Below are 23,958 nucleotides of genomic sequence, written 5' to 3' on the forward strand. Positions count from 1 at the left end.
CCTTGAGAGCCGTGACAGACCATCACGTCGATAGGAGGCATGTGGACGGGCGGCAACGCCTGAAGCTGAGCCTTACTAATCGCTCGATCGGCTTGATCCTTCCCAGCAGGCGGCCCGCGCGCAGCGGCAAGCCCTGGGCGCACGAGCCAACACCGCAAAGAACAAGAGCATACGTCCTCGCTCAAACATAACCTCTGCCGTCCCTGTCCGGATGGTTCGCGTGTGCCTTGGTGACCTGGTGGTCATGGCGAGGCTCCCAACACCCGATCCCATTCCGAACTCGGCCGTGAAACGCCTCAGCGCCGATGGTACTGCGTCTTAAGACGTGGGAGAGTAGGTCGCCGCCAGGTCACCACGGCACACGCCACACCAGCCAAGGACGTGGACGCAGAAGGCTTCAAGCACACTTGACAATCGTCGCACACCGTCCCTTCCCAAGGAACACCCGCGGGGTGGAGCAGCCCGGTAGCTCGTCAGGCTCATAACCTGAAGGTCGCAGGTTCAAATCCTGCCCCCGCAACCATCATTAAGCCGCTGATTTCGTTATGAAATCAGCGGCTTTTTGCTGTCCGCGTACTGCCTCCAAACGCCCTCCGTGGCAGCGTCGTGGAAGCACCGGAACGGAAACTCCCGGATAGATTCGGCGGTCAGGGTTGCGCTATTGCGATGGCTGCCGCGTGGATGGCGCATGTGCTGAGGGGTGAATTCGCCCCTGGGAGTGGCGGGGCTGTTGGTCGGGGGGCTCCCGCTGACTCGTGGCGGCGGGGACGTGACGGCGGGGACCGCGTCAGCGATTCGCCAACCAGTCGTGCAGCTTCGACCAGCGCCGGCCTTCGTCCGAGGCGCGCTCAGCAGTAGCGGAACGCACAGAAGCGATGAACACACCGATGCAAACCATGAACGTGCTTCCTTCCACGCATGACGGTCTGAAATCTTGAACGGCGCTGGATGGGCGTGTGCCCGGTCAGTACGCCAGGAAGCGCCCGGCGGCGACCACACCCATCCATGATGACGCCGAAACCAGCGCGGCGACCTTTGCCCGCAGCGGTGGCTGGGCGTGAAAGTCCCAGCTCTTCACGGTCCGGTAGACCCCCGTGTGGAAGATGACGATGTTCACACCGGCGAGGGCAATCAACCCGAACTTCCACGGGGCCGCCGGGCTGGATGTGACGGCCAGGGCGATGCCGATGAACATCGCGGCGCCGGTAACGGCCACCACGGTGAAACCCGCGTGGGACATCGGCAGCAGATAGCGGGCCACGATCGTCATTGGCACAACATCCCGGCCGATGCCCAGCAGGCGGAGATCAACCGCCAACGCCGGTCCGACCAGGAGCGCGATGCCGAGGATGTGCAGGCTCTCGAGGATCGGGTACAGCGCCGGGGTCATGCGGACGGCTTCGCCTATGCCCGACTGTTCCAGACGGCCACTGATCTCCGCGAGCCAAGTCGTAACCTCCATAAGGACCCATCCCCTTGTTGTCCCGCTGCGAACTCCCCGTCGAACCGCGGAGCGGGCAGGGCCGCCCTTGGGAGAAACTGCGGTTCGTTTGCCGGTCAGTTCCGGCTCTGCGGGGCCGGCTCAGGCGGCTGCGGAAACGCCGTCAGCTGCTGCCAAACCCCCTGGCCGTTCGCCAGCCAGAACATGACGGGGCGCAGATCGTCGCCGTCGTTGGCGCTGAGGTAGCCAACCGCTTCGATCGTCTCACCGACTTCCAGCTTCCGCTTCAGGCCCCATTGCTCCATCCAGCTGGGGCCGGCGAGAACCAGATGCAGCTCGTTGTGGTCGCCGCTGTAGGGACGGGCGGAGGCCATGGTTGCCCGTCCGTCCCTTTCGATCGCGCCCGGAGGCAGGTCCCGTGCCGCCCAATTGGCCGGGAGCCCCGTCTTTTCGAGCTGGAGCCTGACCTCGCTGTGCGGGTTGCCCCAGCGCACGTGGGTGACCGTTCCCCTGACATAGTAAGCGTACCGGGTGTCGAACGAACTCCAGCCGTGGTGAGCGAAGCTCGGGGCGGCGGGCAGAGCGGCCAGAACCAGAACGGCGGTGGCCATCACACCCCCGGCAAGCAGTTTCCGGCGGTTCACCGCCTCCGGGCTTCGGGCATGGTGCGGATTGGCACGGTCTTTCCACATGCGGGGAACTCCTTGTTTTCGGGGCAGGCGACACAAGGCGGGGCGGTCTTGCATGGCTCCTTGCGGTTGCCGCTTAGCTGGGTCCGGACACCTCCGGTGATTAGCTGGAAAAACCAGCATGGGGCTATTAGGGCTGCTTATGAATGGGCGTTGACCGGATGGTCGAACTGGCGCAGCGGACGCTGCGAAAACTCTCAGGCGCCGTCATTGATAAGGCACCGTGATAAGCCCTTGCGGGAACGGGCGGGTAATCCACGCCAAACCGCTCCCCATGTTCCGGATTCCGGAATCGTGACCCTGACAACCCAACGCGATCGAGAGGGTGTGGATATGAAATGGCGTGCAGCGGCGGTGGCGTCGCTTTCCCTTCTGGTGGCCCCCTTGGCCCATGCGGACCCGACGACCGGCCCCTCGGTTTCGAACGCGCCGCCGGCCTCGGTGACTCTCGACGACATTCGGTCGGTGTCTCCGGCGCTCGAACGCTATGCGCGCCAAACGGTTCAGGAGGATCTGTGGAAGCGGCCCGACCTGACAGCCCGGGATCGCAGCATCGTCACCGTGGCGGCGCTCATCGCGCGCAACCAGACCGCCGACCTGCAGCGCTCCCTCGAGCTGGCGCTCGACAGCGGCGTCAAGCCGGGCGAGATCTCGGAAATCATCACCCACCTGGCGTTCTACTCCGGCTGGTCGAACGCACTGTCGGCGGTCACGAGCGCAAAGGCGGTCTTCGCCCGCCGTGGCATCGGTGTCGACCAGCTGCCCTCGGCCTCACCTCAGCCTCTTCCGCTGAACGAGTCCGCCGAGGCGCAACGCGCCACCCGCAATCAGGAGAGCTTCGGTGCGGTGTCCCCGGGTGTGCTGCAGTACACGACGGACCTGCTGTTCAAGGATCTGTGGCTGCGTCCCGATCTCGCCCCGCGCGACCGGAGCCTCGTCACCGTCAGCGCTCTCATCGCAGCCGGCCAGGTCGCGCAGATCCCGTATCACCTCAACCGGGCCATGGACAACGGCCTGACGAAGGGGCAGGCATCGGAGGTTCTGACGCACCTGGCCTTCTATGCCGGCTGGCCGAACGTGTTCTCGGCCCTGCCGGTGGTCAAGGGCGTCTTCGAGGGGCGTCCGAGCTAGCCCCTCCCGGCGTCTCCCCGCCCCGCCGGCATTCCGGTCATGCCTCCTTTCCGGCCAGCCCTGTGGCCGCGTCTGTGCTCTTGCGTCCGTCAGCCGCGATGGCGCAAGGCGTCGACCAGCAGGGCAAAGGCCGGGGAGGACTGGCGGCGGCTGGGATAGTACAGGTGGTATCCCGGCCAAGGCGGACACCAGTCCTCAAGCACCCTCATCAGCTGCCCACTCGCCAGAAAGGGCTGCGCCAGCGGCTCCGGCACATGGGCGATCCCGAAATCGGCCACCGCCGCGTTGATGACCTGGAAGATGCTGTTGACGATGAGTTGCCCGTCCACACGCACCCTCACCTCATGGCCGTCGCGCTCGAACTCCCAGGCGTAGAGCCCGCCCCGGGTTGGCAGGCGCAGGTTGATGCAGCGGTGGCCGATCAGATCCTGCGGCGTCTCCGGTGACGCATGCGTGGCGAAGTAGGACGGCGAGGCGACGACGGCAAAGCGGACGTCCGGTCCGATCCGCACCGAGATCATGTCCTTGGCGATCTGCTCGCCGAAGCGCACGCCGGCGTCGTACTGCTCGGCCGCGATGTCCGCCAGGCCATAGTTGATGCTCAGCTCAACCTTGATGTCCGGGTACTGGGGCAGGAAGGCCTTCAGCTTCGGCCAGAGAGCCTGTTCGATGGCGTAATCCGTGGCCGTGATCCGGATGGTGCCGGCCGGCTTTTCCCGCAGTTCGCTCAAGGCTTCGATCTCGGCCCTGACCTCGTCCAGTCGCGGGCCGATTCTCTGCAGCAGGCGCTCGCCCGCTTCGGTCGGCGAGACGCTGCGCGTGGTGCGGGTCAGCAGGCGCAGACCGAGACGCTCCTCGAGTTGGCGGATGGTCTGGCTGAGGGCCGACTGCGACACCCCGAGCTTTGCCGCGGCCTTGGTGAAGCTCCGCTCGCGCGCGACGCTCAGGAAGGCCAGGAAGTCGTTCAGGTTCTCGCCCGGCATTCATAACCTCCCCTAATAGACCCATGCGGACAATGCCATCTAATCGCACACCGCGTCGACCGTTACAGTGTCGCCATCAGCCGCAGGGAACCGTCCCAGCCACCGCGCCCGCAGCCGGAAGGCTTCCGGGCAGGAGGACCTGCGCGCTCCCCACAAGCACTCATGGAGGCACGTCATGGCGGCGATTTCGATCGTCAGGTCCGCACTGGCGGTGGCACTGGGCATGGTCGCGACCGCCGTCCGGGCCGATGGCGATCTCGTCCGGTTTCCGGAGGGGTACGACAAGGGCGTGCACTACGCGACGGTGGAGCGCGGCGGCATCCGCGAGGAGCTGTTCACGAGCCGGGAGGCCATCGAGGCGGCGCGCAGCGGCCGGCCGCTTCCGAGCGGCACCGTCATCACGATGGAGGACCATCGCGACGGAAAGCTCTTTCGCTACGTCGTCATGGAAAAGCGCGCGGGCTGGGGCACCCGGCACCCGCCGGAGCTTCGCAACGGCGAATGGGAGTTCCAGGCGTTCCATCCCGATCAAACGGTGAACCGGAACGAGACCGTCACGCGCTGCATGACCTGTCACAAGTCCAGGGAGCACCAGGACTTCCTGTTCACGCTCGATCGCATGAAGGCGGCGCAATAGCCGCGTGCGGCCACCTTTTGGAAACCCACGATGCCCCTCCCCCCATCCCGTTCGACGACCGGCCCCGGCGTCGCGATGGCGCTGCTGCCGATCATGGCGGTGGTCCTCACCGCTTTCCTGATCATCGGGCTCGCCTTGCCGGTGCTCCCGCTTCATGTCCATCAGGGTCTGGGCCTCGGCACCTTCGTGGTCGGCCTGGTCACCGGCAGCCAGTTCGCGGCGTCCCTCGTCTCCCGCCTGTGGTCGGGGCATTACTCCGACAGCCGCGGCGCCAAGCGCGCGGTTGTCGCCGGTCTGGCGATGGCCGCGGGCGCGGGCCTTCTCTACCTTCTGTCCCTCCGGTTCGCCGGCGCTCCCACGGCATCGGCCACGATCCTGCTGCTGGGACGCGCCCTGCTCGGCGGGGCGGAGAGCTTCATCATCACCGGAGCGTTGAGCTGGGGTCTGGCCCTGGTCGACGCGCGGAACACCGGCAAGGTCATCGCCTGGGTCGGCACCGCGATGTACGGCGCCTTCGCGCTGGGGGCGCCCGTCGGAACGGCCCTCTACGCGAGTTATGGCTTCCTGGCGATCGCCCTGGCGACCACCCTGATGCCGCTGGCCACGCTCCTGCTGGTCGCGCCGTTGCGCCCCGTCGCGCCGCAACACCGCGGCAGCCCGGCTTTCACCAAGGTGATCGGCGCCATCTGGGTGCCAGGGATCGGGCTGGCGTTCAGCAGCATCGGCTTCGGCGCGATCACCGCCTTCCTCTCGCTGCTCTTCGTCGACCGTGGCTGGAGCCCGGCCTGGCTTCCCTTCAGCGCGTTCGCCGCGTCCTTCATGATCATGCGCGTGGTCTTCGGCCACCTGCCGGACCGGCTCGGCGGCGCGAAGGTCGCCCTGGTCAGCGTTCTGATCGAAGCGGCCGGACAGGCGCTGATCTGGCTGGCCCCCGGCGTTCCCCTCGCCCTGACCGGGGCCGTGCTCACCGGCGTCGGCTACTCGCTGGTCTATCCCGGCCTGGGGATCGAGGCGGTGCACAGCGCGCCGCCGGAGAGCCGCGGCCTCGCCATGGGCGCCTACACCGCGTTCCTGGACTTGGCCCTGGGCGTCACCAGTCCGATCCTGGGGCTGATTGCCAGCGGGGCGGGACTCGGCGCTGTGTTTCTCGTCAGCGCCCTCGTCGTGCTCGGCGCGGCCGCGGTCGCGTTGCGGCTCCTGACGGCGCCGGCGGAAGCCACGCGGTGACGCCAGGCAGGCCCCATTCATCACCGCTGCTTATAGGACCATGCGGAATCCAGGTTCTAATCGGACGATCCCTTGGTTGCCAGATCCCTGATCGGCAGCAAGCGCGCCACCCTTCAGCGGAGGACAACCATGGACATCACGAAGGCTGGCTCCCAGCCGTCCGGAAAAGGACCAGAGGAATACTTCACGGGGACGGTTCGGATCGATCCGCTGTTCCAGGCGGACGAACCGGCCCGCGCGGCCGGCGCCCTGGTCACCTTCGAGCCCGGCGCCCGCACCGCGTGGCACACCCACCCCCTCGGCCAGACCCTGATCGTCGTGACCGGCGTCGGCCGGGTCCAGCGCGAGGGCGGTGCCGTCGAGGAGATTCGTCCCGGCGACATCGTCTGGTTCCCTCCGGGCGAGAAGCACTGGCATGGCGCGTCGCCGACCACGGCCATGGCCCACATCGCCATCCAGGAACGGCTCGACGGGAAGGCCGTCGATTGGATGGAGCCGGTCACCGACGCGCAGTACGGCGGCTGACGCCGAGCCTGGAAAGGGAAACATCATGACACAGGGCATCGAAAACAAGGTCGTCGTCATCACCGGCGCCAGCAGCGGGCTGGGGGAAGCCGTGGCCCGTCATCTTGCCCAGCAGGGCGCCAAACTGGTGCTCGGGGCGCGGCGTCTCGACCGGCTTCGGACGCTGGCTCAGGCCCTCTCCCTGGGCGAGGACGCGGCCGTTCAGACCGACGTGACCCGGCACGAGCAGGTCCAGCGTCTGGTCGACCGCGCGGTCCAGGCGCACGGCCGCATCGACGTCATCATCAACAACGCCGGCCTGATGCCGCAGTCGCCCCTGGAGCGGGGGAAGATCGACGACTGGGACCGCATGATCGACGTGAACATCAAGGGCGTGCTCTATGGCATCGCCGCGGCGCTGCCGCACATGAAGGCGCGCAAGAGCGGGCACATCATCAACGTCTCGTCGGTGGCCGGCCACAAGGTGCGGGCCGGCGGCACCGTCTACGCTGCGACCAAGCACGCCGTCCGCGTCATCTCCGAAGGCCTCCGCCAGGAGGTCAAACCGTACAACATCCGCACCACGATCCTCTCGCCGGGCATGGTCGCGACCGAACTGCCCGACAGCATCACCGAACCCGACATCGCCCAGGCCATGCGCAAGGCATACGAAGGCGCCATTCCCGCGGAGTCCTTCGCGCGGACGGTGGCCTTCGCCATGAGCCAGCCGAACGAGGTGGACATCAACGAAATCCTGTTCCGCCCGACAGCCCAAGACTTCTGAACGCACGCATCGCCGGCGCGGGGCCACCGCACCACGCCGGGCACAGGACCGATCCGAGGAGCAAGCGCATGGAGCTGACCATCAACGGCGCAACCCGCAAGGTGGAAGCCGAGCCCGATACCCCCCTGCTTTGGGTGATCCGCGACGAGCTGGGCCTTACCGGCACGAAGTACGGCTGCGGCCTCGCCCAGTGCGGCGCCTGCACGGTGCATGTGGACGGCCAGCCCATCCGCTCCTGCATCACGCCGGTGGACAGCGTCGCCGGCCTTGCCATCACCACCATCGAGGCCATCGAGGAGGATCCGGTGGGCCGGCGCGTCGTGCAGGCGTGGGTGGCGGACCAGGTCCCGCAGTGCGGCTACTGCCAGTCGGGCCAGGTGATGGCCGCCACCGCCCTGCTGAAGCAAAACCCGAAGCCGACGGACGCGGACATCGCCGACGCCATGGTCAATCTCTGCCGCTGCGGCACCTACAACGCCATCGCCGCCGCCGTGCGGCGGGCCGCCGAAGGGTGAGGAGCGCGACGCCATGGACACCATGAACTCCGCATCCCTCCCGGTCGAGACGCTGCCCGAGGGACGGCCGGCCAACCTGTCGCGCCGTGGCTTTCTCGGCGCCGCGCTCGGCACGCTGGTGCTCGGCGTGGCGCTGCCCGGCGGACTTGCCCGTGCCCAGGGTGCCGCCGCTCCGGCGGTGAAGCCCGGCACCCGCGTGCCCGCTTTCCTGGAGATCCGCGCCGACGGGACCGTTCTGCTGCGCAGCCCCTTCATCGAGGGCGGCCAGGGCATCTTCACGGCCATGGCGCAGATCGTCGGCGAGGAGCTGGACGTCGATCCCGCCCGCTTCACCGTGGACTGCGCGCCGCCCGGTCCCGACTTCCTGGTGATGAATGGTCGGCGTGTCACCGGCGGCAGCTTTTCCGTGCGCCGGAGCTACGGGACGATGCGCGGCCTGGGCGCCGCGGCGCGGCAGATGCTGCTGCAGGCCGCCGCCACCCGCCTGGGCGTGCCGGTGGCCAGCCTGTCCACCGAACCCGGCCGCGTGCGCCACGCCGCCTCGGGCCGCGTGCTCGACTATGGCGCGCTCGCCGCGGAGGCCGCCGCCCTGCCGGTGCCTGACGGCGCCCCGCTGCGCGCGGAGAAGGACTTCCGCTGGATCGGCAAGCCGATCCCCCGGCTGGACGTGCGCGACAAGTCCGTCGGCAAGGCCCGCTACAGCATCGATCTCGCGCTCGACGGCATGCTGCAGGCCGCGGTGCAGCATGCCCCGCGCCTGGGCGGCGAACCGGGCGCCTTCGCCAACGAGGTGGAGGTGACGGCGATGCCGGGGGTGCACTCCATCCACCGTCTGCCGGGCGCCGTGGCGGTGCTCGCCGACCGCTGGTGGCGCGCGCGCCGCGCGGTGGAGGCGCTGCGGGTCACCTGGACCGACCCTGCGCCCGGCACGCGCAACGCCATGCCCGCCGACTTCTCCTCCGAGGCGATGCGCGCCGCCCTGGCCGCCGCCCCCGGACCCGGCATCGCCGCCGAGACCCAGGGCGACACCGTCGCGGCTCTGCGGAACGCGGCCCGGGTGGTCGAGGCGACCTACGACGCGCCCTACCTTGCGCATGGCCAGCTCGAGCCGCCCTCGGCGCTCGCGCGCTGGAACGCCGACGGCACGCTCGACCTCTGGCTGCCCAACCAGGCGCCGGAGGTGTTCCAGCGCGCCGCCGCGACCGTCGCCGGCATCGCGCCGGAGAAGGTGGCCATCCACTCGCCCTTGCTGGGCGGCTTCTTCGGCCGGCATTTCCTCTACGAAACCGCCAACCCCTTCCCGCAGGCCATCCTTCTCTCCAAGGCGGTCGGCCGACCGGTGAAGCTGATCTGGAGTCGCGAGGAGGAGTTCCTGCGCGACGCGCTGCGCCCCATGGGGCTGGCGCGCTTCCGCGCCGGACTCGACGCCGAAGGACTGCCCGTGGCGCTGGAGGCCGAGGCCGTGGGCGAGGGGCCGACCGGCCGCTGGTACGGCCGCAAGCCCGACGCCGCGGACCCCTCGGCGGTCGAAGGCATTGCCGGGAAGCCCTACGCCATCGCCCACCGCCGTGTCGCCCATGTCCCGCTGCCGCACCCGGCCGTCATCGGCTACTGGCGGTCGGTCGGGCATTCGATGAACGACTTCTTCTCCGAGACCTTCTTCGACGAGATGGCCGACGACAGCCACCAGGATCCGTACGCGCTGCGCCTGCGGCTGCTGGCCGACAAACCGCGCCACCGGACGCTGCTGGAAGCCGTCGGCTCCCTGTCGGGCGGCTGGAAAAGGGGACCCTTCACCGCGGAGGACGGCAGCCGGCGCGCCCGCGGCGTGGCCATGGCCTCGCCGTTTGGCAGCGAGGTGGCGACCATCGCCGAGGTCTCGGTGAAGGACGGTACCGTCGTGGTGCACGACGTCTGGGTGGCGATCGATCCGGGCCGCATCGTCAATCCCGCCATCATCGAGGCCCAGGTGAATTCGGCGGTGGCGCTTGGCCTGTCCGCGGCTCTGCTGGAGCAGGTGGTCTATGCCGGCGGCGTTCCCCAGGCGCGCAACTTCGACGGCTATCCGATCCTGCCGCCGGACCGCATGCCGCGTGTGCACATCCGCATCGTCGAGAGCGGCGCGCCGATGGGCGGCGTCGGCGAGCCGGGCCTGCCCGGGGTGCCGCCGGCCGTCGCCAACGCCGTCGCGGCGCTGACCGGGCAGCGTGTCCGCAGCCTGCCGCTGTCGAAGATCCGGTTCGGAACCACGTAAGAAAAGGAACCACAATGAAGACGCTCGTCGCGATCGCCGTCTCCCTGGTGCTTGCCGCTGCGGCACCGGCCCTCGCCGAAAGCACCGTCATCACGCCCAACGGGGCGCGGCCCTCGGCAAAGGGCGCGTCGGCGCAGTTTTCCGGCTCGGTCACCCTGAATCCCCTGTACGCGCCGAACAGCAGCACGTCGTCCTCCGGCGGCCATGTCACGTTCGACCCGGGCGCGCGCTCGGCCTGGCACACCCATCCCGGCGGTCAGGTTCTGATCGTGACCTCCGGAACCGGCTGGGTGCAGGAGGAGGGCGGCCAGAAGCATGAGATCAAGCCGGGTGACGTGATCTGGACGCCGCCGGGGGTCAAGCATTGGCACGGCGCCACCGCCACCAATTCCATGAGCCACATCGCCGTCACGAACATGGTCGAGGGCAAGAACGTCGACTGGTTGGAAAAGGTCACCGACGAGCAATACCTGAAATAAGCGGGCCACGGCGCGAGCGGGCGGACCCATCCGCCCGCTTGTTGTCCCCTATCGAAGAGGAAGAGTTGCGATGCGCCCCAAAATCATCTGCCACATGGTGAGCTCGATCGATGGGCGCCTGCTGGTCGATCGCTGGACATCACCGGCGGCCGGTGTCGATGCCGGCCGCTTGCTTGAGCATTATGATCAGGTTGCGGCGCGCTTCGATGCGGACGGCTGGATCGTCGGCCGGAAAACCATGGAGGTGTACGCCAAGGGCGTGGCGCGCACGCCGGGATACGGCGGGGATGGCCTGCGCGAACCCCATATCGCCGACCGTAAGGGGCGCGCAGTCGCCGTTGCCATGGACCCGCGCGGGACACTGCATTACGGCCAGGACAATGCGGGTGGGGATCACATCGTGGCGATTCTCGGTGAACAGGTTTCAGACGCTTATCTCGCGGAACTGCGCGAGGATGGTGTTTCCTACCTGTTCGCGGGACCGGTTGGGACGGACCTGGATCAGGCCCTGAACACCCTTGGCGATGTCTTCGGCATCAGGATCCTTCTCCTTGAAGGCGGCGGAGTGACCAACGGCGCGTTTCTCAAGGCCAAGCTGATCGACGAGATCAGCCTGCTGGTCTACCCCGGTGTCGATGGCTTGGCAGGCGTACCCAGCATCTTCGAGTGCATCGGGAGTCCGGATGAACGCCCCGCCGCCGGCCAGTCGCTCCGTCACATCGGCACGGAGGTCTTGGAGGGCGGCTTGGTGTGGCTTCGCTACCGGGTCGAAGCACTGGCTGCAACCTGATCCCCACCAGTTGCCGACGCGTCTCCTCGCGCGCATCGGCTGCCGAGCTCATTACACCGAGCGGTTGCGGGCGACGCGCGGCGCGGTGGCCCGGGTGCGGCGTGGAAAGGACGAGCGGTAATAACGTTCGGCTCAAGCATACCAAACAGGGGCAGGGAGCCAGTGGCATCGGCGGAGTTGCAAGCTAAACCATTCTTGGGCGTTAGTCCGTTGATGTCAGTGGGGTTGTCTGAGAGACTCGCAGTTTCGAGTTAAGTGATCAGGCCGTTTGACGCTGAAAAATTTCAGGAGAAAGCGACAGTGGCTGCCGTGAGGTGTCAACGGGAGACCGGCGGTTTCGCCTTTGATCGGGGAATGCCGCGTCCGCGATGCCCACCTTCGTCTTTGGCTTCACCGACCGGGTGCACTGCATTCGGCCGGTCTTCCGGATGGGCCGGGCCCAGCCCCTGCACCACAGCGCCGATCCCGGCGACGGCGGCTGACGGCCCGTCCCCTTTCCATCTCGACCGGCCCGGCGTCAGCGCCGGACCATTTTTTGTTTGGCCATCCTGTTGGCCGGCAGGGGCGGGTGCCGGAAGTCCGCCCCGATCTCCAGCTGCGTCCCGTCGGCAAACCGAACCAGCGCGCGAGGCGCAGGCGCCGATCGCGGGGACGACGGCTCCGCCTTGCAAGCCGGGGCCGTGTCGAGCGCCACCGGGATCAGCAGCGCGGCGTCATCACCCTGCCGCGGATCAGCCAGCCCGTCGACCAGCTGGCGGCGCCACGTGTACAGGCAGCTTTCCGCCACCCCATGCCGGCGGTCGACATGAGCGACGATAGCCCCCGGCTCCAGCGTCTCGGCCACCAGCCGCGCCTTCTCCGCCTCACTCCACCGCCAGCGCTGCTCCCTGCCGGTGATCACCTCGACCCTCTGCATCAAGCGAGCCTCCTTCTGGACTCCAATGGAGCCTCCGTAGACCCGCTCTTCACCTACTTCCTCACCACCCACAAGGCGGCGTTCCCCAGCTGCTTACGCAGGGGAAAGCTTTCTCCTCAGAGCTGTGGTCGACGGATTGAAGTGTGTCGACCGGGCGAGATTGCCGCGCCTGCGACTCAGCGCTCCGGTGTTGTTCTGTTCATTTCCCGCTTCTTGCCGAAGACCGGAAACTTGCTCGCCGCGCCGTAATCCGTGTTCTCCTGTGCGTCCTTCAATGTCGCGATGTCTGCGTCAGAGATTACAAAGTCCAAGGCGGCATTGGTTCGCATGTGCGCGGCATTGGTCGTCTTGGGCAACGGAAGGAGACCGAGCTGGAAGCAATATCGGATGCAGAGCTGGGCAACGCTGACATCGTATTTCTCGGCTAAGGATTTGATCTCCGCATTGTTCAGCAGCGCGCCGTGGCCCACGGGCGAATAGGCCTCGACGAGAATATCCTTGGATCGCGAGTAATCGATCAGGTCGAACGGTGTGTTGCCCACATGCGCCAGAACCTGGTTGACCATCGGCTTGACGCTGCCGTTGTCGAGCAGGTTATCCAGGTCCGCGCGCTCGAAGTTGGATACCCCGATCGCGCGTAGCTTGCCGCCGCGGTGGGCCTCCTCAAGCGCTCGCCATGCTTCCAGATTGCCCTCGAAGAAATGCTTGCCCTCTCTGAATTCCGCCCATGGCTGCGGGCTGTGGATCAACATCATGTCGATGTGATCAAGGCCGAGCGTCTGTAGTGACCCGTCGATGAGATCTTTGGCCTGGGCGTAGTTTTTACACTCGGCAGCGAGCTTGGTTGTCACGAAAAACTGGTCGCGCTGCAGGCTGCTGCTACGCAAACCTTCGCCCACGCCACGTTCGTTCGCATAGGCTTGGGCGGTGTCGAAGTGACGATAGCCGATCTCGATGGCGTCACGCACGACCCGTGCGGCATCGTCATCGGGAATCATCCAGGTGCCGAGCCCAAGTTTGGGGATCTCAATCCCATTGGGCAGGGTGAACGTCTCTTGCAGGATCATGGTACTCATCTCTCAATTGTTCAGTCTGTGGATGTCGGACCGGGGCCGTAGCCTGGTCGCTTCACCAGCGTGCCCCATTTGTCTTGGATATCTGGACCGTAGACCTGGGCATTCCATTCACCCGGGGCGACTTCCTCGAAGCCGACCGATACGGACTCCTCCCCATAGTTCAGAATGCGGGTCACATCGCGAACGATGGCGTCCGACAGATCGCGCTTCTGCGCTTCGGACTTCCCCGGCCAAAGCTTGACGATTACGTGTGGCATCTTCAGTCCTTTTTCAGAGCTGTGAGATATTCCCGGTCTGCCACGTGCTTCATCCAGGCGGCGGGCCTCTGAAGCAGTAGCCTTAGCGCGATACCCGCTGTGCAAAGCACGACGACAGCACTGACTGTGAAAGCGCTGCTCAGCCCGTGTTCCGCCGCGATCCACCCCAGAACTGGGCTGCCGACCGCCATCGCGACATCGAGGAAGACCGTATAGAGGCCCATGGCCAGACCCCGGCTTTCCGCCGACGTCTCTCGCACGACTTCGGCGCCAAGCCCCGGATAGACGAACGAATAGCCGACCCCCGCATGCGCGTGCTACTTCGGCGCGCGCTGTTCGAAGACGGTGCGGAAGACGGGGGTTGCCGAAAAGGCGTTTGGCCAACCAACATAGAAGGCAAGATGGCTGACCATCTCGGACGCCTGATCGCGCGTGAGGCCGTTATCCATAGCCTTGCCCAGATGGAACGGGATCTGTTGGACCTGACCATTGGCGATAAGCGCAGTCACGGTCACCAGACTGCGGTCGCGCGGGGCGAGATCGGGGCGAAGCCAGAGATCGCGGAACAGAACGTCAGTGGTATCGCGCACGAGACCCGGGGATGCAGGCCCGGTAATCTCCTCGACGGCCTTAGCGCGGGCGGCTTCGGTCTTCTCGTCGAGAGGAAGAAGGTCCGGCGACGCTTTCGGGAGCTGGTCCACGCCGATCCCTCGCTCCGCGAACACCTGCTTGGCGACCACGGTTGCGGAGATCGCATTGCCCCAGCCGGCGTAGAAGGCGAGATGGGTGATGGCCTCGGAGATCTCGGCGGGCTTCACCCCATTGCCGAGGGCGAGCTGCAACTGCTCGGGAAGCAGCATGGTCTGACCGCGAGCGACGACAGCGGTGACGGTGATGAGGCTGCGATCTCGCGGAGACAGGCCGGGCCGCTTCCAGAGATCGTTCGCGAGCTTGTCGGTCGCATAATGCGCCAGAGCGGGTGACACGGCCCTGACGTCGTCGGGGAACAGCGCGCCGGTCTGTGAGCCCGTCTGGGCGAGCACATCGGTGGCGCCGAGGGAGAGCGTCAGGGCAAGGGCTTTCGTCGTTGTCATGATGATGCCTTTCATGGCGCCATGGCCTTAGCGGTACTGTTCGTCGGCGACGGGCTCCAACCAGTCGACGTTCTTGCCATCGGCCATGTAGGTCATGGCGATGTGGCTCATCGGGCTGTTGGCGGTCGCCCCGTGCCAATGCTTCACGCCCGGCGGAATCCAGATGGTGTCGCCCGGATTGATCGCACGGCGTTCCTTGCCGTCTTCCTGGATCCAGCCCTGGCCTGACGTGACGATCAGCAACTGACCAGTGGGGTGGGTGTGCCAGAGGGTGCGCGCGCCGGGTGCGAAGGCCACGAGGCCGGCATTGGCCCGGGTGAATTCGTTCGGCGGAAACAGCGGGCTGATGACCGCATGTCCGGTGAAATTGTCGGGTGCGCCGATCACCGCCGGCGTTTCGCCGTTCGGTCTGATTTCGATGATGTCAGCCTGCGCCGACGCGATGCCGGCCGCGCTGACGGCGGCTGCAGCAAGAATTTTCTTCATTTCCGCTTCTTCCTTCCGCGCTCGACGCGGATTTTCGCAAATTGGCGACCAGCCAAACATAAGCCGGAGCGGAATAAGTTATTAGGTGCTAGATTGTGCATGGACCAATAAGGAAAACCTCTAAATGGGCGCTGATAACCTGAACGACTTGGCCGCATTTCTCGTGGTCGCGCAGGAGCGGAATTTCACGCGCGCGGCAAAGCGTCTGGGCGTTTCGCAGTCGGCGTTGAGCCAGACCATCCGTGTGCTGGAAGCGCGGCTTGGCCTGCGGCTGCTGACCCGCACGACGCGTAGCGTAGCGCCAACGGAAGCCGGTGAGCGGCTCATCCATTCGATAGGGCCGCGGATCGAAGAGATCCGGCGGGAGTTGGACGCGCTGAGCGACCTCCGGGAAAAGCCGTCAGGCACGATCCGCCTGACTGCCACAGAGCACGCCGCCGAATCCATTCTCTGGCCAGCGGTGGCGAAGCTCGTGAACGAGTATCCGGATATCAAGGTGGAGATCGTCACCGACTATGGGCTCACCGATATCGTCGGCGAACGCTTCGACGCCGGCGTGCGGCCCGGCGAGACGATCGCCAAGGGCATGATCGCGGTCCCGCTCGGTCCTGACCTACGGATGGCGGTCGCAGGCGCTCCATCCTATTTCGCGTCACGGCTGCAGCCGAAGACACCGCAGGACCTGACGAACCATAATTGCATCAACCTGCGCCTCCCGATCCATGGCGGCCTCTACGCATGGGAGTTCGAGAAGAAGGGACGCGCGCTCAATGTCCGGGTGGACGGGCAGTTGGTGTTCAACACCTCCAGCCTGATGTTGAAGGCGGCGTTGGAGGGATGCGGGCTTGTCTATTTGACAGAGAGTCAGGTCGGACCTTATCTCGCGGACGGCCGTCTCGTCCGGGTGCTTGCCGACTGGTGCGAGCCGTTTCCAGGCTATCACCTCTACTATCCAAGCCGACGTCAACCGACGCCGGCATTCGCGCTGCTCATCGATGCTTTGCGGTATCGGGGCTGACCCGTTCCGCCCGGCGATGCGACTAGAGCGAATTCCGATCACTCTGGATCGTTGCCAGCGGCGGTGAAGAAGGCTCGACTATCGCTTGGCGTCACGTTGTCGGTAGCATCGCGGATGGTATTCCACAGTTCGGAGAGCGTCCTTGCGGAGGCTTTCCTGAGGTGCGCCTTGATTTTGGAGAAGGCCATCTCGATGGGGTTGAAGTCGGGGCTATAGGGCGGCAGGAGCTTCAGGACAGCGCCTGTCCGCTCGATTGCTGCCGCACAGCCGGAAGCTTGTGGGCGGGCAGCCGCGGCAGTTCCGACCAGCAGCTCATGAACTCGCGGCGGATCATGTCGCGTTCGGCCGGGGTAAAGTCCACGGGATCGGTCATGGCCGCGACCGATAACACCCGGGCGACGTTCGGTCCAGCGGCGACCGGTGAAACGTCCGCCACGTCGAAGGGCAGCGCGCCGCCACCAGGCCATGCCAGAAGATGGCTTCGGCAAACGGTGCAGTCGCTGCTGCCGAACCCTGGGATCGGGACCGGCAGGGCGGCGAGGCGTGCGACCAGCGTGCATTCGCCGCCGGCGGGAAAAATCCAGCAGCCGGTCACCGTGCCCGCCGTGGTCAGGCGGTCGATGTGCCAGCGGATGCTCTTGTCCCGGCGCATGTGGCGGCCGACGCGGACACGCAGTCCACCCGGGCCGCAGGCGCTGCCGCAGAACAAGTACCGCCTCGGCGGCGGAATGGCCTTGGCCCGGCCGGGGCTGGGCGACGTCCACCGCTTACGCCAGCCTGACGAGCAGAACGTAGGCGCCGACGACGGGAGGGACCGTATCGGTCGTGCGGTGGAACTGGGGAGCCTGCATGGACATCATCACCGTCACTTCAGCGCTGCTGGCATGAGGCGTCAACGAGAAGCCGCCGGTTTCGCCCTTGATCGGGGAATGCCGCGCTCGCGATGATCCCCTTCATCCTTGGCTTCACCGACCGGGTTTCCTCTGGCGGTAGGAGAGCAGGTGCTCGGGGAAGAGGGAGAGGGCTTGACGGTGTTCGCGACGGGTTTCGGGGCTAGGAGACAGGCTTCCGGCCGGCCCGTCGCGGAGATCCGCCATGCCCGACACCGCGCAAACCGCCCGCTCCGGTTCCGACCGGACCAGCCTCTACGCCGAGATCACCGCCCGCATCATCGCCGAACTGGAGGCCGGCCGGCTGCCCTGGGTGCAGCCCTGGGGAACCCCGGCTGCCGCCGCCCCGCTTGGCGTGCCCCGCAACGCTGCCACCGGCCGCGCCTACACGGGCGTGAATGTGCTCATCCTGTGGGGCGCCGTCATTGCCCGCGGCTTCTCTGGCCAGAACTGGCTCACCTTTCGTCAGGCCCTGGCTCTGGGCGGCCACGTCCGCAAGGGTGAGCGCGGCACCACCGTCGTCTACGCCGACCGCTTCATTCCCGACCACGAACGCCGGCGCGCAAGGGATGCCGGGGAAGAGCCCCAGGCGGTCCCTTTCCTGAAGCGCTTCACGGTTTTCAATTGCGCCCAATGCGAGGACCTGCCCGACGGCATCGCCGTGGCACCGCTGCCGATCTCCGAGGGGCTGATCCTGCCGCGGGCCGAGGCGCTGATCCAGGCCAGCGGCGTCGATGTCCGCATCGGCGGCACCCGGGCCTTCTACAGCCCCCAGCATGATTACGTGCAGGTGCCGCCTCCGCAGGCCTTCTTCGAGCCCGTCAACTGGCATCGCACCGCGCTGCACGAACTGGGGCACAGCACGGGCCACGCATCGCGGTTGAACCGTGACCTGTCTGGGTCCTTCGGCTCCCGCAAATACGCTTTCGAGGAGCTGGTTGCCGAAATTTCAGCCGCCTATCTCTGCGCGGCGCTCGGCATTATCCCCACCGTCCGTCACGCCGATTACGTCGGCGCTTGGCTGGAGGTCCTGCGCGGGGATGATCATGCCATCGTCCGGGCCGCCAGCTTGGCCAGCAAGGCGGCCGATTATCTCCTGGGCTTTCTGCCCCAAGCCTCCGTCATGGCCGGTGCCGGGCAGGAGGCTGTGTGATCAAGCGCTTCGGCCGAACTTGGCCGGAATGATGCGCGTGGCGGAACTCCCCGGCAAGCGGCCGTTCGGGCAGGAGAGGGAGCGACGGCCGCTTGCGGAAGCGTGCCGCAGGAAGAGGGAGAGGAGGGCGGACATCGGGGCGACGGATGAAGGAGGTTGGGAGAAAGGCTCCCGGCCGTCCGTCGCGGAGAACCCGGCCATGGCCACGCCCAAGATCGTCCTCAACACCTCGCGCGACATCCCCTTCAACAAGCTGGTGCTGTCCCAGGCCAACGTCCGCAAGGTCAAGGCCGGCGTCTCCATTGAGGAGCTTGCCGAGGACATCGCGCGGCGCACCCTGCTGCACAGCCTCGTCGTCCGCCCGGTGCTCGACGCCGAGGGCGCCGAGACCGGCGTCTACGAAGTGCCGGTCGGCGGGCGCCGCTTCCGGGCGCTGGAACTGCTGGTCAAGCAAAAGCGCATGAGCAAGACCCAGCCGGTGCCCTGCGTCGTGCGCACGGCCGGCCTCGCCGAGGAGGACTCGCTGGCCGAGAACGTCCAGCGCGCCCCGCTGCACCCGCTCGACCAGTTCCGCGCCTTCCAGACCCTGCGCGAGGCGGGGCTCGGCGAGGAGGAGATCGCCGCCCGCTTCTTCGTCGCCCCCGGTGTGGTGAAGCAGCGCCTCAAGCTGGCCGCCGTCGCGCCAGCCCTACTCGACGCCTACGCCGAGGACCGCATGACGCTGGAGCAATTGATGGCCTTCACCGTCAGCGGCGACCACGCCCGCCAGGAGCAGGTGTGGGAGGCGCTGTCGCGTGCCTACAGTCGCGAGCCCTACCAGATCCGCCGGCTCCTCACCGAAGGCGCGGTGCGGGCGTCGGACAAGCGGGCGCTGTTCGTCGGCGTCGAGGCCTACGAGGCGGCCGGCGGGGCGGTGATGCGCGACCTGTTCCAGCACGACGACGGCGGCTGGCTGCAGGACCCGGCGCTGCTCGACCGGCTGGTGGCGGAGAAGCTGGAGGCCGAGGCCGCCACGGTGCGGGCGGAGGGCTGGACGTGGGTGGAGGTGGCGCTGGCCTTCCCCTACGGGCACAGCCGGGGGCTGCGCCGTCTGGTTGGCGAGCCGGTGCCGCTGAGCGAGGCGGAGCAGGCGACCTACGACGCGCTGCACGCCGAGTACGAGCGGTTGGAGGCGAGCGAGCTGGCGGAAGCGGAGGAGCTGGATCGGGTGGCGCGGCGCCTCGCCGAGATCGACGTGGAGCTGCGGGCGCTGGAGGAGCGGCCGCTGGTCTACGAGACCGCCGAGGTGGCGCGGGCCGGGGTGTTCGTCAGCGTCGACGTCGAGGGCCAGCTCCAGGTCGACCGTGGCTACGTGCGGCCGGAGGACGAGGCGCCGGTCGAGCCGGTGGCTCCGGCCGGTGGCGAGGAGACGTCCGCCGTCCCGGCCGGTGGCGGGCCGGTGGCCGCCCAGCCCGCCGCCATCGCCGGCGGTGCCAGCGTGTCGGCCCCGGTGCCGGTCACGGGGGCGGCCACCTCGGAGGAGGACGAGGGGCTGCGGCCGCTGCCCGAGCGGCTGCTGATCGAGCTGAGCGTGCACCGCACGCTCGCTTTGCGCGACGCGCTGGCCAACGATCCCGACACCGCCTTCCTGGCGGCGCTGCACGCGCTGTGCCTGCGCACCTTCACCCAGCGCCTCGGCGCCTCCTGCCTGGAGCTGGAGCTGAAGAGCGCCGGCTTCGGGGTGCAGCCGCCCGACCTCGCCGCCAGCGCCGCGGCCCGGGCGATCGACGCCCGCCAGCGCGCCTGGAGCGCCCAGCTGCCGGGCGAACCGGCCGCCCTGTGGGAGACGCTGGTGGGGTTCGACGGCGACAGCCGGGCGGCGCTGTTCGCCCATTGCGTCTCCTTCGGCGTCAACGCGGTGCACGAGCCGTGGAACCGGGCGCCGCAGCGCGCCGCCTACGCCGACCTGCTGGCCGGGGCGGTCGGCCTCGACATGGCGGCGGCCGGCTGGACGGCGACGGTGGACAGCTACCTCGGCCGGGTGCCGAAGGCGCGCATCCTGGAGGCGGTGCGCGAGGCGCGTGGGCCTGAGGCGGCGCAGCTGATCGACCACCTGCGCAAGCCGGACATGGCCAAGGAGGCCGAGCGGCTGCTGGCCGGCAGCGGCTGGCTGCCCGAGCCGCTGCGCCGGCCGCTGGAACCGGCGGCCGGTGCTGATGCCGGTGCGGACGGCGATGCGGAGGGCGGCGACGCCTCCCTGCCGGCCTTCCTGATCGGCGCCGGGGAGATCCCGCTCGGCGAGGACGACGCGGACCGCAACGAGGCCGCCGCCGCGTGACGCGACACTGCGGAGCGGCTCCGGCCGCTCCGCCTCCGTCCTCGTTTCTGGAGGTTCGTCATGACCGAGCCCTTCGTCACCATGGTCGTGCGTCTACCGGCCGCCGCTCTCGCCCACGGCGTCCCGGTTCTCGTGATTACCGCCGAGGCCGCCTTCGTCGTGATCCCGGCCAGCCAGGGAGCCGTTCTCCTCGACCCGGACGTCCCGCGGGAGCACGTCCTGCTGCGCTTGGCCGAGGAGGAGGTCCGGGAGGAAATCCGCACCGTGATCGAGGCCGACGGCGCGCTGACCCGGCTGGCGCCGGAGATGGTCGGCGATGCCGACATCCATGCCGCTTGCCGGGCCGTGGCTTCGAACACCGACCTCAGCGAAGAACACGGTGCTGCGCGGTTCCGGGCGGCACTGGCCGCCATCCGTGCGGCCGAACGCCGCCTTGGCTGCCTCGCGTGATCCGTACCCCTCACCTTGTCTCTTGTCGAGCCCGGCCGCCGCGCCGGGCTCCTGTCTTATGGAGAACCGCCATGCCGATCCCCGACTTTGTGAAGGCGAATTTCGCGACGCTGCTGCGCACCGCGGCGGCCGGCGACCTGGCGTCGGTACAGGGCACTGACACCCGCACCGGCGAGACCCGCTTCATTCTGTGCGCTGTTGCGCAATGCGTTGGCGAGGTGCTGCTCACCCCCTTCGGGCATCTGGCCGACGGCAACCCCTACGAGCTCTATGACCCGCCGTTCGATCCCGGCGGCGGGTAGAGGGCGAGGAGGGCGGGGGGCGGGGTGAGCCGGAGCGGATCGAGAGAGCGTCCGCCGGCCGTTGGTCTCCCCGCTCTCCCGGATCCTTCGCCATGACCCTGACCGCCGAGCTCCGAACCGATGCTGCCGCCCCCTGTCCTTCGCTGCCGGTGGACATCGCGGCGGCCCTGCTCGCCGCCGCGGAGCGGCTGCTGCCCGCCCTCGAACGCGGCCGGGCCATCGACGCCGGCACGCTGCGCACCGCGATGACCGCGGCGTTCGGCGGCTCCGACGCCGAGGGCGTCTGGAGCTGGAAGCTGGCCTACGACGCCGGCGAGGCGGCGCAGGTATTGTTCCTGCGCCGCTTCGGCCTGGCCATGCAGGCCCGTGCCACCAGCCCGGTGGCGTTCCTGACCATGCTGGAGCGGCTGACGGCGCTGCTGCCCAGCCAGACCCGCCGTTCCGAGGAGAGCCAGGCCCGGCAGCAGTTCTCCACCCCGCTGCCGCTGGCCGGCGTGGTGGCCGCGGCAGCGGCGCTCACCCCGGCCGACCGGGTGCTGGAGCCCTCCGCCGGCACCGGCCTGCTCGCCGTCTTTGCGGAGCAGGTGGGGGCAAGCCTCGTCCTCAACGAGTTGGCGGACACCCGCGCCGGCCTGCTGGAGCGCCTGTTCCCCGGCATGCCGGTGGCCCGCTTCGATGCGGCCAACATCCACGACCATCTCGACCCTGCGGTCCGGCCGACGGTCGTGCTGATGAACCCGCCCTTCTCGGCGCTGGCGGCGGTGGACGGCCGGGTGGCCGACGCCGCTGTCCGCCACCTCGCCTCGGCCCTGGCCCGCCTGGCCGAGGGCGGGCGCCTCGTCGCCGTCACCGGCGCCGGGCTGGCGCCCGGGCATCCGGCGTGGCGCGACGCCTTCGTGCGCCTGCAGGAGCGGGGTCGCGTCGTCTTTTCCGCCGCCATCGACGGCCGGGTCTACGCCCGCCACGGCACCACCGTCGACACCCGGCTGACCGTCATCGACCGCGTGCCGGCGGGGGACCCAACCGCCTTCCCGGTTTCGCCGGGCATGGCCCCGGATGCCGCCACGCTGCTGGACTGGGTCCGGCGCGATGTGCCGCCGCGTGCTTCCGTTTCCGCCTCGGCAGCGGCTCCGTTGCCGGTGCTGGCCCGCGCCATGGCGGCCCGGCCCGTACGCCGGGCGGCGGCTGTGCCGACGGTGTGCACGCCAGCATCCGGCCCAGCGGTGGTCGAGTTGGAATACGAGCCGCGCGACTGGGCGCCGGAGGCCGGAGCCCGCCTCACCGCTGCGCTCTACGAACCCTACACGCTCCAGTCCATCGTCCTCCCCGGCGCCCGACCGCACCCAACGCCGCTGGTGCAGTCCGCCGCCATGGCCGCGGTCGCCCCGCCCAAGCCCTGCTACCGCCCGCACCTGCCCGGCGCCCTGGTCACAGGCGGCATCCTCTCCGACGCCCAGCTGGAAAGCGTTATCCTCGCCGGCGAGGCGCACGCCGGCCACCTCGCCGGCAGCTGGACCGTGGATGAGACCTTCGACGTCGTCTCGGCGGCGTCGGACGATGTCGAGGACGCGGTGCGCTTCCGCCGCGGCTGGTTCCTCGGCGACGGCACCGGCGCCGGCAAGGGCCGGCAGGTCGCCGGCATCCTGCTCGACAACTGGCTCAAGGGGCGGCAGCGCGCGCTGTGGATCTCCAAGTCCGACACCCTGATCGAGGACGCCCGGCGCGACTGGTCGGCCCTCGGCCAGGAGCCTTTGCTGGTCGCCCCGCTGTCGCGCTTCCGCCCCGGCGTGCCCATCACCCTGGAGCGCGGCATCCTCTTCACCACCTACGCCACCCTGCGTGGCGACGGTGGCGAGGGCGCCGTGCCGCGCGTCCAGCAGATCGTCGACTGGCTCGGCCGGGACTTCGACGGGGTGATCGTCTTCGACGAATCCCACGCCCTGCGCAACGCTGGCGGCACCGCCGGCTTCGGCCGCGACGGCGGTCCCGTCACCCCCTCGCAGCAGGGCCGCGCCGGGCTGCGCCTCCAGCACGCCCTGCCGGACGCCCGCGTGCTCTACGTCTCGGCCACCGGCGCCACCACCGTGCACAATCTTGCCTACGCCCAGCGCCTCGGCCTGTGGGGCGGCGCGGACTTCCCCTTCGCCACCCGCGCCGAGTTCGTCCAGGCCATCGAGGCCGGCGGGGTCGCCGCCATGGAGGTGCTGGCCCGCGACCTCAAGGCGCTCGGCCTCTACGCCGCCCGCTCGCTGTCCTTCGAGGGGGTCCGTTACGAGATGGTCGAGCACCGGCTGACGCCGGGGCAGGTCGCCATCTACGACGCCTACGCCGCCGCCTTCCAGGTCATCCATGCCAACCTGACCGCGGCGTTGGAAGCCGCCAACGTCACCGGGGCCGGCGGCACCCTGAACCGCGCCGCCAAGGCCGCCGCCCGCTCCGCCTTCGAGGGCGCCAAGCAGAGATTTTTAAATCGCGCTTCATACTGCCCCCGTTGCGCATCCTGGTTGTTCGAAGAGATCGAGGTGCGTGTCTATCACTCTGATATATATGCCTTTCTGGCGCCCT

23 protein-coding genes, 1 tRNA gene, 2 rRNA genes and 3 pseudogenes are annotated in these 23,958 nt (G+C 68.2%); 18 read left to right on the forward strand and 11 right to left on the reverse strand.

Going from position 1 to position 23,958, the window contains the following annotated elements:
* The 3 genes from ACFPMG_RS23555 to ACFPMG_RS23565 all read left to right on the forward strand — a co-directional run.
* Positions 1 to 100: ribosomal RNA gene (locus tag ACFPMG_RS23555) — 23S ribosomal RNA — on the forward strand; the annotation flags it as partial.
* Positions 101 to 234: 134 nt separating this feature from the next.
* A 5S ribosomal RNA gene (rrf, locus tag ACFPMG_RS23560) occupies positions 235 to 350 on the forward strand.
* Positions 351 to 446: 96 nt separating this feature from the next.
* Positions 447 to 523: transfer RNA gene (locus tag ACFPMG_RS23565), tRNA-Met, on the forward strand.
* Positions 524 to 964: 441 nt separating this feature from the next.
* Here ACFPMG_RS23565 and ACFPMG_RS23570 read toward each other — a convergent pair.
* Positions 965 to 1,462 carry a DUF6644 family protein gene (locus ACFPMG_RS23570; RefSeq protein WP_376997656.1) on the reverse strand — a complete coding sequence of 166 codons (498 nt, stop codon included), beginning with the start codon at positions 1,460 to 1,462 and terminating at the stop codon, positions 965 to 967.
* Between the two features lie 95 nt (positions 1,463 to 1,557).
* Positions 1,558 to 2,133: a DUF6152 family protein gene (locus tag ACFPMG_RS23575; protein WP_376997657.1), complete on the reverse strand. Its 576-nt coding sequence runs from the start codon at positions 2,131 to 2,133 to the stop codon at positions 1,558 to 1,560.
* 291 nt (positions 2,134 to 2,424) lie between these two features.
* On the opposite strand from ACFPMG_RS23575, the gene ACFPMG_RS23580 reads away from it, so the two are divergent.
* Positions 2,425 to 3,261 (forward strand): carboxymuconolactone decarboxylase family protein, encoded by an 837-nt coding sequence (locus ACFPMG_RS23580; RefSeq protein WP_376997658.1) that lies wholly within the window; start codon positions 2,425 to 2,427, stop codon positions 3,259 to 3,261.
* A gap of 89 nt (positions 3,262 to 3,350) precedes the next feature.
* Here the strand turns inward: ACFPMG_RS23580 and ACFPMG_RS23585 are convergent, their stop codons facing one another.
* On the reverse strand, positions 3,351 to 4,244 hold the full coding sequence (locus tag ACFPMG_RS23585; RefSeq protein ID WP_376997659.1) for a LysR family transcriptional regulator: 894 nt from the start codon (positions 4,242 to 4,244) through the stop codon (positions 3,351 to 3,353).
* Positions 4,245 to 4,419: 175 nt separating this feature from the next.
* On the opposite strand from ACFPMG_RS23585, the gene ACFPMG_RS23590 reads away from it, so the two are divergent.
* The 8 genes from ACFPMG_RS23590 (at position 4,420) to ACFPMG_RS23625 (ending at position 11,434) form a co-directional block, all read left to right on the forward strand.
* Positions 4,420 to 4,881: a cytochrome P460 family protein gene (locus tag ACFPMG_RS23590; RefSeq protein WP_376997660.1), complete on the forward strand. Its 462-nt coding sequence runs from the start codon at positions 4,420 to 4,422 to the stop codon at positions 4,879 to 4,881.
* 30 nt (positions 4,882 to 4,911) lie between these two features.
* The gene (locus tag ACFPMG_RS23595; RefSeq protein WP_376997661.1) at positions 4,912 to 6,108 is read left to right on the forward strand and encodes an arabinose transporter; all 1,197 of its coding nucleotides are present in this window, start codon (positions 4,912 to 4,914) and stop codon (positions 6,106 to 6,108) included.
* 129 nt (positions 6,109 to 6,237) lie between these two features.
* Positions 6,238 to 6,633 carry a (R)-mandelonitrile lyase gene (locus ACFPMG_RS23600; protein ID WP_376997662.1) on the forward strand — a complete coding sequence of 132 codons (396 nt, stop codon included), beginning with the start codon at positions 6,238 to 6,240 and terminating at the stop codon, positions 6,631 to 6,633.
* Between the two features lie 25 nt (positions 6,634 to 6,658).
* Positions 6,659 to 7,396, forward strand: coding sequence for an SDR family oxidoreductase (locus ACFPMG_RS23605; RefSeq protein ID WP_376997663.1), 738 nt, complete (start codon positions 6,659 to 6,661; stop codon positions 7,394 to 7,396).
* A 68-nt stretch (positions 7,397 to 7,464) separates the two neighbouring features.
* Entirely contained in the window at positions 7,465 to 7,911 is a 447-nt protein-coding gene (locus tag ACFPMG_RS23610; RefSeq protein ID WP_376997664.1) for a (2Fe-2S)-binding protein, read from the forward strand.
* A gap of 13 nt (positions 7,912 to 7,924) precedes the next feature.
* The gene (locus ACFPMG_RS23615; RefSeq protein ID WP_376997666.1) at positions 7,925 to 10,165 is read left to right on the forward strand and encodes a xanthine dehydrogenase family protein molybdopterin-binding subunit; all 2,241 of its coding nucleotides are present in this window, start codon (positions 7,925 to 7,927) and stop codon (positions 10,163 to 10,165) included.
* Positions 10,166 to 10,179: 14 nt separating this feature from the next.
* Entirely contained in the window at positions 10,180 to 10,644 is a 465-nt protein-coding gene (locus tag ACFPMG_RS23620) for a (R)-mandelonitrile lyase (protein ID WP_376997667.1), read from the forward strand.
* A 70-nt stretch (positions 10,645 to 10,714) separates the two neighbouring features.
* Positions 10,715 to 11,434 (forward strand): dihydrofolate reductase family protein, encoded by a 720-nt coding sequence (locus ACFPMG_RS23625; protein ID WP_376997669.1) that lies wholly within the window; start codon positions 10,715 to 10,717, stop codon positions 11,432 to 11,434.
* Between the two features lie 517 nt (positions 11,435 to 11,951).
* Here ACFPMG_RS23625 and tnpA read toward each other — a convergent pair.
* From tnpA to ACFPMG_RS23655, 6 genes and pseudogenes are all read right to left on the reverse strand, one after another.
* The gene (gene tnpA / locus ACFPMG_RS23630) at positions 11,952 to 12,350 is read right to left on the reverse strand and encodes an IS66-like element accessory protein TnpA (RefSeq protein WP_376997670.1); all 399 of its coding nucleotides are present in this window, start codon (positions 12,348 to 12,350) and stop codon (positions 11,952 to 11,954) included.
* A gap of 176 nt (positions 12,351 to 12,526) precedes the next feature.
* Positions 12,527 to 13,417 carry an aldo/keto reductase gene (locus ACFPMG_RS23635; protein ID WP_376997671.1) on the reverse strand — a complete coding sequence of 297 codons (891 nt, stop codon included), beginning with the start codon at positions 13,415 to 13,417 and terminating at the stop codon, positions 12,527 to 12,529.
* 20 nt (positions 13,418 to 13,437) lie between these two features.
* Positions 13,438 to 13,683, reverse strand: a complete 246-nt coding sequence (locus tag ACFPMG_RS23640; RefSeq protein ID WP_376997673.1) for a tautomerase family protein — start codon at positions 13,681 to 13,683, stop codon at positions 13,438 to 13,440.
* A 2-nt stretch (positions 13,684 to 13,685) separates the two neighbouring features.
* Positions 13,686 to 13,979, reverse strand: a pseudogene (locus tag ACFPMG_RS23645) (MFS transporter); the annotation flags it as partial.
* 21 nt (positions 13,980 to 14,000) lie between these two features.
* Positions 14,001 to 14,792, reverse strand: a complete 792-nt coding sequence (locus tag ACFPMG_RS23650) for a carboxymuconolactone decarboxylase family protein (protein WP_376997674.1) — start codon at positions 14,790 to 14,792, stop codon at positions 14,001 to 14,003.
* Positions 14,793 to 14,804: 12 nt separating this feature from the next.
* Positions 14,805 to 15,263 carry a (R)-mandelonitrile lyase gene (locus tag ACFPMG_RS23655; protein WP_376997675.1) on the reverse strand — a complete coding sequence of 153 codons (459 nt, stop codon included), beginning with the start codon at positions 15,261 to 15,263 and terminating at the stop codon, positions 14,805 to 14,807.
* A 124-nt stretch (positions 15,264 to 15,387) separates the two neighbouring features.
* On the opposite strand from ACFPMG_RS23655, the gene ACFPMG_RS23660 reads away from it, so the two are divergent.
* Positions 15,388 to 16,281, forward strand: a complete 894-nt coding sequence (locus tag ACFPMG_RS23660) for a LysR family transcriptional regulator (RefSeq protein WP_376997676.1) — start codon at positions 15,388 to 15,390, stop codon at positions 16,279 to 16,281.
* A 154-nt stretch (positions 16,282 to 16,435) separates the two neighbouring features.
* On the opposite strand, the pseudogene ACFPMG_RS23665 reads toward ACFPMG_RS23660, so the two are convergent.
* Together ACFPMG_RS23665 and ACFPMG_RS23670 are read right to left on the reverse strand one after the other, a co-directional pair.
* Positions 16,436 to 16,579: pseudogene (locus tag ACFPMG_RS23665) on the reverse strand (transposase); the annotation flags it as partial.
* Between the two features lie 231 nt (positions 16,580 to 16,810).
* A pseudogene (locus ACFPMG_RS23670) lies at positions 16,811 to 16,990 on the reverse strand (DUF123 domain-containing protein); the annotation flags it as partial.
* Between the two features lie 386 nt (positions 16,991 to 17,376).
* On the opposite strand from ACFPMG_RS23670, the gene ACFPMG_RS23675 reads away from it, so the two are divergent.
* The 5 genes from ACFPMG_RS23675 to ACFPMG_RS23695 all read left to right on the forward strand — a co-directional run.
* A complete protein-coding gene (locus ACFPMG_RS23675; RefSeq protein WP_376997677.1) occupies positions 17,377 to 18,324 on the forward strand; it encodes an ArdC family protein in 948 nt (315 codons plus the stop codon).
* 199 nt (positions 18,325 to 18,523) lie between these two features.
* Positions 18,524 to 20,641 (forward strand): ParB/RepB/Spo0J family partition protein, encoded by a 2,118-nt coding sequence (locus ACFPMG_RS23680; RefSeq protein ID WP_376997678.1) that lies wholly within the window; start codon positions 18,524 to 18,526, stop codon positions 20,639 to 20,641.
* A gap of 60 nt (positions 20,642 to 20,701) precedes the next feature.
* Positions 20,702 to 21,091, forward strand: coding sequence for a hypothetical protein (locus tag ACFPMG_RS23685; protein WP_376997679.1), 390 nt, complete (start codon positions 20,702 to 20,704; stop codon positions 21,089 to 21,091).
* Positions 21,092 to 21,162: 71 nt separating this feature from the next.
* On the forward strand, positions 21,163 to 21,393 hold the full coding sequence (locus tag ACFPMG_RS23690) for a DUF6117 family protein (RefSeq protein WP_376997680.1): 231 nt from the start codon (positions 21,163 to 21,165) through the stop codon (positions 21,391 to 21,393).
* Between the two features lie 92 nt (positions 21,394 to 21,485).
* A partial coding sequence (locus ACFPMG_RS23695) for a strawberry notch-like NTP hydrolase domain-containing protein (RefSeq protein ID WP_376997681.1) occupies positions 21,486 to 23,958 on the forward strand: 2,473 nt, incomplete at its 3' end.

This window comes from Azospirillum himalayense (genome assembly GCF_042657465.1).
GTDB classification, from domain to species: Bacteria; Pseudomonadota; Alphaproteobacteria; order Azospirillales; family Azospirillaceae; genus Azospirillum; species Azospirillum himalayense.